Consider the following 14,000-nt stretch of genomic DNA (forward strand, 5'->3'; position numbering starts at 1 on the left):
GCTCTACCTCAGTTTCAGCGTGGCAAGGCCGATCAGCACGAGAATCACGGTGATGATCCAGAAACGGACGATCACGCGTGGCTCGGGCCAGCCTTTGAGTTCAAAGTGGTGGTGGATGGGCGCCATACGGAAAACCCGGCGACCGGTCAGTTTGAAAGACGCAACCTGAATGACCACTGAAAGGGTTTCCATCACGAACACGCCGCCCATGATGAACAGCACGATTTCCTGACGGACGATCACTGCCATGGTGCCCAGTGCAGCGCCCAGCGCCAGCGCACCGACGTCGCCCATAAAGACCTGGGCCGGGTAGGTGTTGAACCAGAGGAACCCCAGTCCCGCCCCGATCAACGCCCCGGAGAACACAATCAGTTCGCCCGCCCCCGGTACATAGGGAATCAGCAGGTATTCAGCGAATTTCACGTTACCCGACAGGTAGCAGAAGATACCCAGCGCGCCGCCAACCATCACGGTCGGCATGATCGCCAGACCGTCCAGGCCGTCGGTCAGGTTGACCGCGTTGCTGGAGCCGACGATCACGAAATAGGTCAGCACCACAAAACCGATGCCCAACGGGATGCGGACATCCTTGAGCATCGGCACGATCAATGTGGTTTCGGTGGCCGAAGGCGCAGTCGTATAAAGGAAGATCGCAGCACACAGACCGAATACCGACTGCCAGAAGTACTTCCAGCGGCTTGGCAGGCCACGGGAGTTCTTTTCGATGACCTTGCGGTAGTCGTCGACCCAGCCAATGGCACCGAACAGCAGGGTGACGAGCAGCACGACCCAGACATAACGGTTGCTCAAGTCAGCCCACAGCAAGGTGCTGATGCCGATGGAGGAAAGAATCAGCGCGCCGCCCATGGTGGGCGTGCCCGATTTGGACAAGTGCGATTGCGGACCGTCGTTGCGCACGGACTGACCGATCTGACGCATCTGCAGGGTGCGGATCATCCATGGGCCCAGGCACAGCGAAAGCGTCAGCGCAGTGAGCACGCCAAGGATCCCGCGCAGCGACAGGTACTGAAAGACTGCGAAGCCTTTGTAGAACTGTTGTAAGAACTCGGCCAACAGCAGCAGCATCAATGTTTCTCCAGGCTAGAACCGCACAAGGCGGCCACGATGTTTTCCATCGCGGCACTGCGCGAACCCTTGATCAATAAAGTGGTGTTTTTGTCTTGCTCAGCGCCCAGCGCTTCGATCAGCTCGGCCTGAGTGATGAAATGGCGCGCATGCGGGCCAAAAGCGCTCACGGCGTGGGTCATCAGTGGCCCTACGGCATACAGCGCCGACACCTTGCCGGCAGCATAGGCGCCCACATCGTGGTGGCCCTGCTCGGCCCACTCACCCAGCTCGCCGATGTCGCCCAGCACCAGAACGGTACGCCCTGCAAAGCTGGTCAGCAGGTCGACTGCAGCGTTTACAGAAGACGGATTGGCGTTGTACGTGTCGTCAATCACGCGCATGCCATTGCTGGCAATGTGAGCAACGGCGCGGCCCTTGACCGGCTGCACGTCGTTCAGGCCAGCTACGATGCCTTCAAGACTCACGCCCAGCGCGCAGGCAGCAGCAGCAGCGGCCAGCGCATTGGTCACGTTGTGTGTGCCCAGCAGATTCAGTTGTACCCGCGCAGTACCCAGCGGGCTGTTGAATACGAAACCCGGGCATCCACGTGCATCGCGGCTGAGGTCACTGGCATGCAGGTCAGCAGCAGCGTTGCTCAATGCAAACGTCAGGACCTTGCGATCACCTGCACGCTTGCGCCAGACAGGGAATGCCTTGTCATCAAGATTCAGAACGGCAGTGCCACTGGCGTTGAGCCCCTCGATAATTTCGCCTTTGGCTTCGACGATGCGATCAGGACCACCAAACTCGCCGACGTGGGCTGTGCCTGCGTTGGTCAGAATGGCCACATGAGGTTGGGCCAGGCTCACAGTAAACGCGATTTCCCCGACACGCGACGCACCCAGCTCGATGACCGCAGCGGTGTGCTCGGCACCCAGCTCCAGCAGCGTCAGTGGCACACCCAGTTCGTTGTTCAGATTGCCACGGGTCGCAAGCACAGGGCCGCGCGTACGCAGAATGCTGGCGAGCATTTCCTTGACCGTGGTTTTGCCACTGGAACCGGTTACGGCGGCAACCGGCCGGTCAACGAAGGCATTACGATTCAGTGCGCCCAATTGCGCCAGTGCCTTGCGGGTATCCAGCACCACCAGTTGTGGCAGGCTCGCGCCCACCACTTCACGCTCGACCAGAGCACCCACCGCGCCGCTGGCTGCAACCTGCTCCAGGTATTCATGCCCATCGAAACGAGGGCCGGTCAGCGCCACGAACAACTGGCCGGGCTTGATCGCACGGCTGTCGGTGCTGACACCGTCAAAGCTGCAGTCGCTGCCCACCAGACGGGCATCGAGCGGGGCAATCAATTCGCTGAAGGTCAATGGCTTAAGCATGCGCAGGCTCCCAGACGGCCAAGGCTCTGGCGGCCTCTTCCAGATCGGAGAAGGCCTGACGCTGACCGTCGATTTCCTGATAGTCCTCGTGCCCCTTGCCAGCCAGCACGACCACGTCATCGGCTCCGGCGCTGGCGATCATTTGCGCAATGGCCTGACCGCGCCCCTCAATGAACGTCACCTTGTCAGCGGCAGCGAAGCCGGCACGGATGTCATCGAAGATCCGGGCAGGCGCTTCGCTGCGAGGATTGTCATCCGTCACGAGCACACCATCGGCCAGTCGCTCGACCACTTCGGCCATCAACGGGCGCTTGCCGCGATCCCGATCGCCGCCGCAGCCAAACAGGCACAACAACCGCCCCTTGGCGTGCGGGCGCAAGGCTTCCAGTACTTTTTCCAACGCATCGGGCGTGTGAGCGTAATCGACCACGACCAACGGTTTGTCTGCGCCACCCAGACGCTGCATGCGTCCGACCGGGCCTTCCAGTTTCGGCAGCACCTTGAGAATTTCGTCCAGCGCGTAATCCAGACCGAGCAACGCGCCGATTGCGGCCAGCACGTTGCTCAGGTTGAAACGCCCCAGCAGACCGCTGCGCAGGAAATGCTCACCTTGCGGAGTCACCAGCGTGGCGCGTACGCCATCGTCGTCGAACTTTGCGTCGCGGCAATAAAGATACGCAGCGCTGTCGAGCAGGCTGTAGGTGATCAACCGTGACTCATGCTTGTTGGCCGCCAGTTCACGACCGAATGCGTCATCCAGGTTGATGACCCGGCAACGCAGGTCAGGCCAGGCAAACAGCTTGGCCTTGGCCGCGCCGTAGGCCTGCATGGTGCCGTGATAATCCAGATGGTCCCGGGACAGGTTGGTCAGCACCGCAACATCGAAGGCCAGCGCGGTCGCACGCCCCTGATCCAGACCGTGGGAAGACACTTCCATCGCTACCGCGCGTGCGCCCGCCTGCCTGAGGTCGGTCAGCGTCGCCTGCACGGCAATCGGGTCCGGCGTGGTGTGGCGGCCACTCTGCAGTGCGCCGTAAAAGCCGGTGCCCAGCGTGCCGACGATGCCGCAATGCTGCCCCAGCAGGTCAAGCGCCTGAGCAACCAGCTGGGTGACGCTGGTCTTGCCATTGGTGCCGGTGACACCGACCAGATTCAGGCTTCGGCTCGAGTCGCCATAAAAGCGCCCGGCAATGGCGGACAGTTGCGCGGCCAGCCCCTTGACCGGGATCAGCGGCACATCGGTAATCGGTAATACGGTAGCCCCTTCGGTCTCATACGCGACGGCCGCTGCGCCACGTTGAAGCGCATCGGCAATGTGCGTACGACCATCGACCTTGAGACCTGGAATTGCCAGGAACAGATCACCCGGACGGACGTTGCGGCTGTCCAGCGTCAACTCGCGAATCAGCGCGTCACGGTCGGTATGTGCGAAAAGCTTGCTCAGATTAAAGGACATCAACCACGCCCTCCTTTAACAACTGCCGGAGCAGCATTGACCTGTTCGGGTGCGAGGTTGTCGGGAGATACGTTCATCAAGCGCAACGTACCGGACATGACCTTGCTGAATACCGGGGCCGAAACCAGACCGCCGTAGTAACCGCCCTTGCTCGGCTCGTCGATCACGACAACGATGGCGTAACGCGGATTGCTCATCGGGCCGAACCCAGCGAACAGCGACCGGTAAGAGTTCTCGGCGTAACCCTTGGTGCCGATGGACGTCTTGCGCGCCGTGCCGCTCTTGCCACCCACGTGATAGGACGGCACACGGGCGCGATACACGCCGCGCGGGTCCTCGATCACTTGCTGCAACATGCCTTGCAGGGTCTTGGCGGTGGCCTCAGGGATAGCCTGAACCGCCGTCGGAGCCGCATCGCTTTTCAGAATGGTCAATGGCACGATCCGGCCATTGTTGGCCAGCGCACCGTAGGCGTGTACCAGTTGCAGCGCAGTCACCGACAAACCGTAGCCGTAGGACAGCGTGGCGGTTTCTGCCTTGCGCCACTCGCGATAGTTCGGCAGGTTGCCCACGCGCTCACCCGGGAAGCCCAGGCCTGTGTATTGCCCGAAGCCGACGCGCTGCATGGCGCGGAAAATCGATTCGCCGCCCACGTCGAACGCGACTTTACTCATGCCCACGTTACTGGAGTTGATCAAAATGCCCGTCAGGTCGAGCACCGGACCTTCGGTCTTGGTCACGTCGCGAATCGTGTATTTGCCGATCTGCAGCGTGCCCGGATACACCTCGACCTTGTCGGTCGGCTTCCAGCGGCCGCTGTCCAGCGCGGCTGTCATCGAAATCGGCTTCATGGTCGAGCCCGGCTCGAACACGTCGATGATCGCCCGATTACGCATGGCCGCAGGCACCATGGTACGGCGGTTGTTGGGGTTGTAAGTCGGCTGGTTGACCATCGCCAGCACTTCGCCGGTCTTGACGTCCATGATGACCAGACTGCCCGCCTTGGCTTCGTTCTCGACAATGGCGTTGCGCAGCTCGCGGGTTGCCAGGTATTGCAGGCGCAGATCAATGGACAAAGCCAAGGTCTTACCGGCCTTGGCGTTCTTGGTAACCTGTACGTCCTTGATCAGTCGGCCTCGCCGGTCCTTGATGACCTGACGCTTGCCGGGCACGCCGGCAAGCCAGTCGTCGTAGGCCAGTTCGACGCCTTCGCGACCATGATCGTCAAGGTCGGTAAAGCCGACCATGTGTGCAGTCACATCGCCTGCCGGGTAGAAACGACGAAATTCCTCGATGCCATAGACACCGGGAACCTTGAGGTCGAGTACCGACTGACCCTGCTCGGGTGTCAGCCCCCGAACCAGGTAGATGAATTCCTTGGTGGCCTGCGAGTCGAGACGTTCGGTAAGGACTTTCACGTCCTGGCCCAGCGCTGCGGCGAGCATCGGCCACTTGGCTTTGTCCTGCTGCATTTCGCGTGGATTGGCCCACAGCGTGGTCACCGGCGTACTGACCGCCAGAGGCTCGCCATTACGGTCGGTGATCAGCCCGCGGTGAGCCGGAATCGGGATGTGACGAAGACTGCGCGCATCGCCCTGTTCCTTGAGGAAGGTGTGGTCGATGACCTGCAGGTCAACGATGCGCCAGCAGATGGCGAGCACAAGACAGACCAGCAAACCGACAACAACGCGGAAACGCCACGGATACAGTGCACCTTCAAGCTTCATCATGGCGCCACCATCCGCACTTCGGCAGCGCTGGGGATGCGCATTTTCAGCTGTTCGGTGGCCAGGGTTTCAATGCGACTGTGGGCGGTCCAGGTGCTCTGCTCAAGGATCAGACGACCCCATTCGGCCTGAGCCTTGTCGCGCACGCTCATTTCAGAATAAAGCGAGTTGAGCAATTGACGGTTCAAATGCGCGCTATAGGAAACGCCAATCGCCGAAATCAGGACGGCGACGAACAACAGCAGCATAATCGAGCTGCCGCCAGGCAAGGGTTTCAGGAAGAGACGGCTCACCTGAGCTTCTCCGCAACGCGCATGACAGCGCTGCGCGAGCGTGGGTTGGCTTTGGTTTCGGTGTCGGAGGCAAATTGAGCCTTGCCATGAATCTTGATTTTCGGCTCGAACGCCTTGTACTGGATCGGCAGATTGCGCGGCATGTTGTCCGCTTCGCCTTTGGCCAGCTTGCGCATGAACAGTTTGACGATGCGGTCTTCGAGCGAATGGAAGCTGATCACCACCAGACGACCGCCGACTTCCAGTGCTTCCAGCGCGGCCTCAAGACCGGCTTCGAGATCGCCCAGTTCGTTGTTGACGTGGATACGCAGCCCTTGAAAGGCGCGTGTCGCAGGATTCTTGCCTTTTTCCCAGGCAGGGTTCGCCACCTTGAGCACTTCAGCCAGGTCAGCGGTGCGTTCGAAAGGCTGAACTTCACGGCGCTGCACAACAGCATTGGCCATGCGTTTGGCGAAACGCTCTTCGCCGTATTCCTTGAAGACCCGAGCGATTTCCTCGGCGGGCGCTGTGGCGATGAACTCGGCCGCGCTGACACCGCGGGTCGGGTCCATACGCATATCCAGAGGGCCGTCGTTCATGAAGCTGAAGCCGCGTTCAGGATCGTCAAGCTGCGGCGAAGACACACCCAGATCAAGCAGGATGCCGCTGACCTTGCCCGCCAGGCCGCGTTCTTGAGCCTCGGAGCCCAGTTCGGCAAAGCTGCGCTGCACAATGACAAAGCGGCCGTCTTCGGCCGCTAGCGCTTGCCCTGTGGCAATCGCCTGAGGGTCCTTGTCGAACCCTAACAGCCGGCCGTCCGGCCCCAGATGACTGAGTATCAACCGACTGTGACCGCCACGACCGAACGTGCCATCCAGATAACAGCCATCAGCGCGCACCGCGAGAGCCTCCACGGCTTCTTCGAGCAATACGGTGATGTGGGTAAAGCTGCTATTCATAGTCACAGGATCAGGTCACGTAATTCATCGGGCATCGCGCCAGGTTGTTGAATGGCAGCAAGGTCGGCATCAGCAAGTGCGTTCCAGGCGTCCTCGTCCCACAATTGAAACTTGTTGAGTTGCCCCACCAGCATCACGCGCTTATCCAGCTTGGCGTATTCACGCAGACGCGGTGGGACCAGAAAACGCCCGCTGCCATCCAGCTCCAGATCGACTGCATTACCAATCAAAAGCCGCTGCAACCGACGGTTCTCTTCACGAAACGTAGCGAGCTCACGAAGTTTGGCTTCTATCAGTTCCCACTCGGACAGCGGATAAAGACACAAGCAGGGGTCAACGGCGTCTATGGTCACGATCAACTGACCGGCACTACGCGAATCCAACTCGTCACGGTACCGGCTCGGCATAGCGAGACGGCCCTTGGCATCGAGATTGATCGCGTTGGCACCACGGAACACAGGCGCATTCTCCAAATATTAGCTTTTTGCGCTCAAAAAACCCACTTCGTGCCACTTTCTGCCACTTGCGCACACTATAGGAATGCGCCCACCACACCGTCAAGGCACGGTCTTAAGGAAAACCCTTACATTTCGCAGATTTAGGAGTGGTATTGGAGGTGTAAAGCTGAATTCAGGAGAGATCTGAAAGATATTTCCCACTTACCTCAGGCCACTAGGACTTGAAGTTAAAGTGATTTATGAAGTGTAAGATTTTTTTGGTATTACGAAAGGCTTCTGCTGTTGAAAAGCAGAGGAAGGAAAAAGGTGGAGAGTCGATCTGTAAGCCGGGTTCTGTCGAGGACAGTCATTCCTCTACGACGGCCATCACTGGACGTCTTTAGCAACCTACCCGGTTCCAGCGCGGGCCACGCCTAGGAACCCTATTTGGTCTTGCTCCGAGTGGGGTTTACCTTGCCACGAACTGTTGCCAGACGTGCGGTGCGCTCTTACCGCACCTTTTCACCCTTACCGGCACCGAAGTGCTTAGGCGGTTATTTTCTGTGGCACTTTCCGTAGGCTCGCGCCTCCCAGGTGTTACCTGGCACTCCGCCCTATGGAGCCCGGACTTTCCTCCCCCCCTTGTTGCGGAACAACAAGAGGCAGCGACTGTCCAATCGACTCTCCGCTGACAAGGTTAGCGGCACACGCCACCGAGAACAAGCTTTAAAAGCCTGTAAGGCTGGCGTGAGCCTCTGAAAATGAGTGCTCGACTACTCTTTCTGCTTGTCCAGCGCGACCTGATACAGCAGATTCTTGCGCACCCCGGTTATCTCTGCGGCCAGCGCTGCGGCGCGCTTGAGCGGCATTTCCTCAAGCAGCAGATCCAGAACCCTGCGCGCTTCAGCGCCAATCACATCCTCATCCTCAGGCGGCGTCCAGCCTGCCACCAACACCACGCACTCGCCGCGCTGCTGATTACTGTCGGACTCGACGAATGCTCGCAACTCTCCCAATGGAAGACCCTTGAGAGTTTCGAACGTTTTGGTTATCTCACGCGCCAGCAAGGCAGGACGCTCGGCGCCGAACACCACTTCCATGTCCTGCAGGCATTCGAGAATACGATGTGGCGCCTCATAGAAGATCAGCGTACGAGGCTCTTCCTTGACGGCTTCGAGCCTGGCTCTGCGCCCGACCGCCTTGGCAGGCAGAAAACCTTCGAATATGAAACGATCAGAAGGAAGACCCGCCGCCGACAGCGCTGCGATCAAGGCGCATGCACCCGGCACGGGCACGACCGGCACACCGGCTGCGCGCGCCTGACGAACAAGGTGATAGCCAGGATCGGAAATCAGTGGCGTGCCCGCATCGGAAATCAGCGCGACATCATCGCCGGCCAGCAACCGGGTGATAAACCGGCTACCCTCATCTCGCTCGTTATGCTCATGGCATGCGGCCAGCGGCGTCGATATGCCGAAGTGTTGCATCAGGCGCGACGAGTGTCGCGTATCCTCGGCCGCAATCAACGCAACCTCGCGCAGAACCTTCAGCGCCCGCACGCTCATGTCATCCAGATTGCCGATAGGGGTAGCCACCACATAAAGCGAGCCAGGGGTGGAATTCGAAGCAACCGGGACAGTCAAAGCGCAGACCTCATGTTTAACAAGCAGGGTGTCGGGAAAAACGCATTGTACAGGCAACGACCCTGATCAGCGGTTTGTGCATCAGGGAAGTCCATAAAAAAGGAATAAGGACGCATGATCTTTCTTCAGCGCTGCATACCGTCGCCTGCCGCAGTCCTACGGATTGCAGGATAGAAGACGCGGTCACACGCAATATCACACCTTCGAAGTCGCGCCCCGGCCAGTGCTTGGGTACAATTCGCCGTTAATTCGCTCGAGTATCAGGAACACATCAATGATCGCCTGCCTGCGGCTGTTCTCTGCCCTCTGCCTCGCTGCACTTCTTGCAGCCTGCGCCAGCTCGCCCTCGTCCAGTCTTGGCGAGCTTCCTCGCACCCCGGATGCCAGTATCGAGCAACTGCTTGAACAGGCGTCGGCTGCCAAGACCCCGGAACAGGCCGCAACCCTGCGCCTGAGCGCTGCCGATCTGGCCAACCGCCAGAATGATGCCGGGCGCGCCGCGCAGATTCTTGGTCAGGTGCAACTGGATCAGCTCAAACCAGGCCTGCAGGTGTTCGCCAGCACGCTGTCCGCCGAACTGGCCATGGGCCGCAACCAGCCCAAGGCTGCCTTGACTGCACTCAACCACCCAAGCATGCAACGCCTGGGCGAGCTGTCGGTCGAGCAGCAGGTTCGCACTCACATGGTCAAGGCGCGCGCACTGGAAGCCGATGGCCAGATCCTGCCTGCCGCCAGCGAGCGTGTGTTTGCAGGCCCGCTGCTGCAAGGCGCTGACGCCAGCGCCAATAACGATGCTATCTGGAAACTGGTGTCGTCCCTGCCGGCCGAACAGCTGCAAACCAATGCAACCGGCGACATGGCTGGCTGGATGAGCCTGGCCCGCTCGGTCAAAGGTGCAGGCACGCTGGAACAGCAACAGGCAGCCATCGACACCTGGAAAGCACAGAACCCCCAACACCCTGCCGCACTGCAACTGCCGACCACCCTCGCCCAGCTGCGCGCCCTGACCAGCGAACCACTGACCAAAATCGCTTTGCTGCTGCCCCAGGATGGCCAACTGGCTGCCGTCGCGAAAGCGCTGCGTGAAGGCTTCATGGCCGCTCACTACCAGGCTCAGCAGGCCGGCCAGAACCCTCCGGCCATCCAGGTATTCGACAGCTCGCGCCTGACCTCGATGGACGAGTTCTATCGTCAGGCACAGGCAGCCGGCGTTCAGTTGGTCGTAGGTCCACTGGAAAAGAATCTGGTCAAGCAGTTGAACAGTCGTGAACAGCTTCCCATCACTACGCTGGCGCTCAATTACAGCGATGCGGGCAACGAAGGCCCTCCTCAACTGTTCCAGTTCGGCCTGGCCGCAGAAGACGAAGCACGCGAAGTCGCACGTCGTGCCTGGGCCGACGGCAAGCGCAGTGCGGTTGCCATGGTGCCCAAGGGCGAATGGGGCGACCGCGTGCTGGATGCGTTCCGCAAGAGCTGGCAAGCCAAGGGCGGCACACTGATCGCAGCCGAACACGTTGACCAGCCTGTCGAACTGGCCCAACAGGTCGCCGATCTGTTCCAGTTGCGTAAAAGCGAAGGCCGCGCCCAGCGCCTGCAAAGCACCGTAGGCACCCAGGTTGCCGCACAGCCAAGCCGCCGCCAGGACATCGACTTCATGTTCCTCGCCGCCACGCCGCAACAGGCCCAACAGATCAAGCCGACCATGGTGTTCCAGTACGCCGGTGATGTTCCGGTCTACGCCACGTCCCACCTGTTCACCAACAGCAATGACCATGCCCAGTACATGGATCTGAACGGTGTGCGCTTCTGCGAAACACCCTGGCTGCTCAACGCCAACGACCCACTGCGCCAGCAAGTGACCGCCCAGTGGCCGCAAGCCTCTGGCAGCCTGGGCCGTCTGTACGCAATGGGCATCGACGCCTATCGTCTGGCGCCACGTCTTGGCCAGCTCAAGACAATGCCGGACAGCCGCATCGATGGCCTGTCGGGCAGCCTGAGCATGACCCCTGGCCGTCGCGTGGAGCGTCAGTTGCCGTGGGCCGAGTTCGTCGACGGCAAGGTCCAGCGCCTGCCGGACACCGCCCCTTGATATCACGCAACACCCGGCAACAGGCAGGGCGCGAGGCAGAAGCCTACGCCCTGCAGTATTTGCAACAACAGGGTTTGCGCCTGATTGCACAAAATTGGCTATGCAAACGTGGCGAGCTTGATCTAGTCATGCTCGACGGCGATACAGTAGTATTCGTCGAAGTTCGCTACCGACGTCATTCCGGCTGGGGTGGCGCGGTGGAAAGCGTGGATTTTCGCAAACAGGCAAAGCTCGTCACCGCTGCACAGTTTTTCCTGCAACAAGAGTCAGGCTGGGCCCGCTACCCCTGTCGTTTCGACGTGATCGCGGTTGAAGGAGCATCAGGCGCATCAGCTCCCTTGAACTGGATCAGGAACGCTTTTGACAGCTGACAGGCTTGCAGCGCAGTCATGACCGGCACGAAGCCACCACCACTACCGATTTCGCTATTGCTTTGCGGGCTGCACACCGGCATGCCGGAGGCAGCCGCCGTACGCTCTAATTAAGGTCACATTGATGGACATGCAATCCCGAATTCGCCGGCTGTTTCAAGCCAGCATCGATACCAAGCAACAGGCGATGGAAGTCCTTGCACCCTATATCGAGCAAGCCAGTCAGGTCATGGTCAACGCGCTGCTTAACGAGGGCAAGATGCTCGCCTGCGGCAACGGCGGATCAGCGGGCGATGCCCAGCATTTCTCATCCGAATTGCTCAACCGGTTCGAGCGCGAGCGGCCAAGCCTGCCGGCAATCGCGCTGACCACCGACAGCTCGACCATCACCTCCATTGCCAACGATTACAGCTACAACGAGATCTTCTCCAAGCAGATCCGCGCACTGGGTCAACCTGGGGACGTATTGCTGGCGATTTCCACCAGCGGCAACTCGGCGAACATTATTCAGGCCATCCAGGCCGCACATGATCGCGAAATGATTGTCGTAGCATTGACGGGACGCGACGGTGGCGGAATGGCCTCGCTGCTCTTGCCGGAAGACGTGGAGATTCGCGTACCGGCCAACGTCACGGCACGCATACAAGAAGTCCATCTGCTGGCGATCCATTGCCTCTGCGATCTGATCGACAGCCAACTGTTCGGGAGTGAAGAATGACCCCTAATCGTCTTAGCCTACTGGTTCTGACACTGTGCCTGAGCATCACCGGATGCAGCTCGGTTATCACCGCCGCTCGCGAAAAGCCGATCGAGGACGATCGCGGTACACGCACCTTCGGCAGCAAGATCGATGACTCACTGATCGAAACCAAGGCAGCCGTGAATATCTCCAAGGCCAACCCTGACCTTGCCGAGGGCTCACACATCGTTGTTACCAGCTTCAACGGCATCGTGCTGCTGGCTGGCCAGACTCCGCGCGCAGACCTCAAGGCCATGGCCGAACAGGCTGCAAGCTCCGTACAGCGCGTCAAGAAGGTCAACAACGAGCTGCAGGTGATGGCACCTTCCTCGCTGCTGGCGCGCAACAATGACGCCTGGCTGACCACCAAGATCAAAAGCCAGATGATTGCTGACGCATCCATTCCCGGTTCGCGCATCAAGGTCGTGACCGAGAACGGTATCGTGTTCCTGCTGGGTCTGGTAACTCAGGACGAAGCCAATCGCGCCACCAACCTGGTGCAAGGCGTGTCCGGGGTTCAGAAGATCGTCAAGCTGTTCGAGTACATCGACTGACAGCCCGATGGCAGACATGAAAAAGGCGATCCTTGCGGATCGCCTTTTTTCATTTCACGACTTTAAGGCTCGGCCTGCCCGTCGGGCGAGGCGGCTCGCTGTCCGGCGGCGAATCATCGCCATCGTCCAGCTCGATATCGTCTTCCTCCTCCATCGAAGGCTCCAGATCGAAAACCATGCCCTGACCGTTCTCACGGGCATAAATACCCAGGATGGCGGCGACAGGGACGTAAAGCGTATGCGGCACACCGCCAAAACGGCCTTCAAAGCTGACGGCTTCGTTATCCATATGCAGATGACGCACAGCACTTGGCGAAACATTCAGGACAATCTGCCCATCGTTGGCAAACCCCTGAGGGACCTGCACGGATGGGTATTCCGCATTGACCAGCATATGCGGGGTGCAATCGTTATCAACGATCCACTCATAAAGAGCACGAACCAGATAAGGGCGACTGGAGTTCATCAACGGCTCCTTAAGCCTTAGCGCATTTCACGCTCGGCATCAGACAGACTTGCCTGAAAAGCCTCGCGTGCAAATTGACGCTCCATATAATCAAGCAACGGCTTGGCAGGCCGTGGCAATTCAATACCCAGAATCGGCAAACGCCAGAGTATGGGCAGTAGACAGCAATCGACGAGACTTTGCTCGTCACTCAGGAAAAAAGCTTTGTCGGCAAACAAGGGGGAAACCCCCGTCAGGCTTTCCCGCAATTCCTTGCGCGCCTGCACACGAGCCTGCTCCTTGCTGCGCGTATCCAGAATCAGATCCACCAGAACGCACCAGTCACGCTGTATCCGATGGATCAGCAGCCGACTGTTGGCACGTGCAACCGGGTACACGGGGAGCAGAGGCGGATGCGGATAGCGCTCGTCCAGATACTCCATCACCACCGTCGACTCGTACAACGCCAGGTCGCGATCAACCAGCGTCGGCACACTGCCGTACGGATTCACTTCAATCAGCTGGGGCGGCTGACGGCCGGCCACAACATCAATGATTTCAGCGCTGACACCCTTCTCGGCGAGCACGATACGCACGCGATGAGAATAGTGGTCGGCGGGGTCGGAGTAACAGGCCAACCGGTTGGTCACGCCCATGGCGATCCTCCTCGCTTGTTAAATTTATCGGACAGACGAACGAACACGCTTCAAGTGGCTGCGATAACGCATGCAACGTGGCAGGTGCTCATCGCGGGCGACACGATAGCTCATTTACGCTCACTAATTTCTGTAATCTTGCCCTGCCAGGCTATTCGCCGCATATTTGAGCGCCATTGCGACTGCAAAGACGCAT

At 59.6% G+C, this 14,000-nt stretch carries 14 protein-coding genes and 1 other RNA gene; 4 read left to right on the forward strand and 11 right to left on the reverse strand.

Going from position 1 to position 14,000, the window contains the following annotated elements:
• Window positions 1-3: 3 nt before the first annotated feature.
• The 9 genes from mraY to rsmI form a co-directional block, all read right to left on the reverse strand.
• A complete protein-coding gene (mraY, locus tag BUB69_RS15565) occupies window positions 4-1,086 on the reverse strand; it encodes a phospho-N-acetylmuramoyl-pentapeptide-transferase (RefSeq protein WP_024687132.1) in 1,083 nt (360 codons plus the stop codon).
• Window positions 1,086-2,456, reverse strand: a complete 1,371-nt coding sequence (locus BUB69_RS15570) for a UDP-N-acetylmuramoyl-tripeptide--D-alanyl-D-alanine ligase (RefSeq protein WP_073168283.1) — start codon at window positions 2,454-2,456, stop codon at window positions 1,086-1,088. The genes mraY and BUB69_RS15570 overlap by 1 nt, the downstream gene beginning before the upstream one ends.
• Entirely contained in the window at window positions 2,449-3,912 is a 1,464-nt protein-coding gene (locus tag BUB69_RS15575; protein ID WP_073168285.1) for a UDP-N-acetylmuramoyl-L-alanyl-D-glutamate--2,6-diaminopimelate ligase, read from the reverse strand. The genes BUB69_RS15570 and BUB69_RS15575 overlap by 8 nt, the downstream gene beginning before the upstream one ends.
• Complete coding sequence (locus BUB69_RS15580) at window positions 3,912-5,639, reverse strand: peptidoglycan D,D-transpeptidase FtsI family protein (protein WP_163032155.1); 1,728 nt, start codon at window positions 5,637-5,639, stop codon at window positions 3,912-3,914. Before BUB69_RS15580 ends, BUB69_RS15575 begins: the two co-directional genes overlap by 1 nt.
• Window positions 5,639-5,932, reverse strand: a complete 294-nt coding sequence (gene ftsL, locus BUB69_RS15585) for a cell division protein FtsL (RefSeq protein ID WP_024695252.1) — start codon at window positions 5,930-5,932, stop codon at window positions 5,639-5,641. The genes BUB69_RS15580 and ftsL overlap by 1 nt, the downstream gene beginning before the upstream one ends.
• A complete protein-coding gene (gene rsmH / locus BUB69_RS15590) occupies window positions 5,929-6,870 on the reverse strand; it encodes a 16S rRNA (cytosine(1402)-N(4))-methyltransferase RsmH (protein ID WP_073168289.1) in 942 nt (313 codons plus the stop codon). Before rsmH ends, ftsL begins: the two co-directional genes overlap by 4 nt.
• Before the next feature lie 2 nt (window positions 6,871-6,872).
• Window positions 6,873-7,328: a division/cell wall cluster transcriptional repressor MraZ gene (gene mraZ / locus BUB69_RS15595; RefSeq protein ID WP_004881513.1), complete on the reverse strand. Its 456-nt coding sequence runs from the start codon at window positions 7,326-7,328 to the stop codon at window positions 6,873-6,875.
• A 306-nt stretch (window positions 7,329-7,634) separates the two neighbouring features.
• An RNA gene (gene rnpB / locus BUB69_RS15600) (RNase P RNA component class A) lies at window positions 7,635-7,992 on the reverse strand.
• An 88-nt stretch (window positions 7,993-8,080) separates the two neighbouring features.
• Entirely contained in the window at window positions 8,081-8,950 is an 870-nt protein-coding gene (gene rsmI / locus BUB69_RS15605; protein ID WP_073168291.1) for a 16S rRNA (cytidine(1402)-2'-O)-methyltransferase, read from the reverse strand.
• A gap of 274 nt (window positions 8,951-9,224) precedes the next feature.
• Here rsmI and BUB69_RS15610 point away from each other — a divergent pair, with 274 nt between their 5' ends.
• The 4 genes from BUB69_RS15610 to BUB69_RS15625 all read left to right on the forward strand — a co-directional run bounded on the left by BUB69_RS15610 (window position 9,225) and on the right by BUB69_RS15625 (window position 12,703).
• On the forward strand, window positions 9,225-11,039 hold the full coding sequence (locus tag BUB69_RS15610; protein ID WP_073168293.1) for a penicillin-binding protein activator: 1,815 nt from the start codon (window positions 9,225-9,227) through the stop codon (window positions 11,037-11,039).
• Window positions 11,036-11,410: a YraN family protein gene (locus BUB69_RS15615; RefSeq protein ID WP_073168295.1), complete on the forward strand. Its 375-nt coding sequence runs from the start codon at window positions 11,036-11,038 to the stop codon at window positions 11,408-11,410. The genes BUB69_RS15610 and BUB69_RS15615 overlap by 4 nt, the downstream gene beginning before the upstream one ends.
• Before the next feature lie 124 nt (window positions 11,411-11,534).
• Window positions 11,535-12,128: a phosphoheptose isomerase gene (locus BUB69_RS15620; RefSeq protein WP_073168297.1), complete on the forward strand. Its 594-nt coding sequence runs from the start codon at window positions 11,535-11,537 to the stop codon at window positions 12,126-12,128.
• Entirely contained in the window at window positions 12,125-12,703 is a 579-nt protein-coding gene (locus BUB69_RS15625; RefSeq protein WP_073168300.1) for a BON domain-containing protein, read from the forward strand. The genes BUB69_RS15620 and BUB69_RS15625 overlap by 4 nt, the downstream gene beginning before the upstream one ends.
• Before the next feature lie 49 nt (window positions 12,704-12,752).
• Here BUB69_RS15625 and BUB69_RS15630 read toward each other — a convergent pair whose 3' ends face one another.
• On the reverse strand, window positions 12,753-13,169 hold the full coding sequence (locus BUB69_RS15630; protein ID WP_073168302.1) for a ClpXP protease specificity-enhancing factor: 417 nt from the start codon (window positions 13,167-13,169) through the stop codon (window positions 12,753-12,755).
• A 17-nt stretch (window positions 13,170-13,186) separates the two neighbouring features.
• Entirely contained in the window at window positions 13,187-13,804 is a 618-nt protein-coding gene (locus tag BUB69_RS15635) for a glutathione S-transferase N-terminal domain-containing protein (protein ID WP_073168305.1), read from the reverse strand.
• Window positions 13,805-14,000: the final 196 nt, after the last annotated feature.

Origin of the sequence: Pseudomonas asturiensis (assembly GCF_900143095.1) — a bacterium.
Classification (GTDB): Bacteria; Pseudomonadota; Gammaproteobacteria; order Pseudomonadales; family Pseudomonadaceae; genus Aquipseudomonas; species Aquipseudomonas asturiensis.

Coding starts and splice junctions, on each gene's coding strand:
- BUB69_RS15630 (WP_073168302.1), bottom strand. CDS start 13,169: ATGAACTCCAGTCGCCCTTATCTGGTTCGTGCTCTTTATGAGTGGATC.
- BUB69_RS15570 (WP_073168283.1), bottom strand. CDS start 2,456: ATGCTTAAGCCATTGACCTTCAGCGAATTGATTGCCCCGCTCGATGCC.
- BUB69_RS15620 (WP_073168297.1), top strand. CDS start 11,535: ATGGACATGCAATCCCGAATTCGCCGGCTGTTTCAAGCCAGCATCGAT.
- rsmH (WP_073168289.1), bottom strand. CDS start 6,870: ATGAATAGCAGCTTTACCCACATCACCGTATTGCTCGAAGAAGCCGTG.
- BUB69_RS15625 (WP_073168300.1), top strand. CDS start 12,125: ATGACCCCTAATCGTCTTAGCCTACTGGTTCTGACACTGTGCCTGAGC.
- mraY (WP_024687132.1), bottom strand. CDS start 1,086: ATGCTGCTGCTGTTGGCCGAGTTCTTACAACAGTTCTACAAAGGCTTC.
- BUB69_RS15635 (WP_073168305.1), bottom strand. CDS start 13,804: ATGGGCGTGACCAACCGGTTGGCCTGTTACTCCGACCCCGCCGACCAC.
- BUB69_RS15610 (WP_073168293.1), top strand. CDS start 9,225: ATGATCGCCTGCCTGCGGCTGTTCTCTGCCCTCTGCCTCGCTGCACTT.
- BUB69_RS15580 (WP_163032155.1), bottom strand. CDS start 5,639: ATGAAGCTTGAAGGTGCACTGTATCCGTGGCGTTTCCGCGTTGTTGTC.
- BUB69_RS15575 (WP_073168285.1), bottom strand. CDS start 3,912: ATGTCCTTTAATCTGAGCAAGCTTTTCGCACATACCGACCGTGACGCG.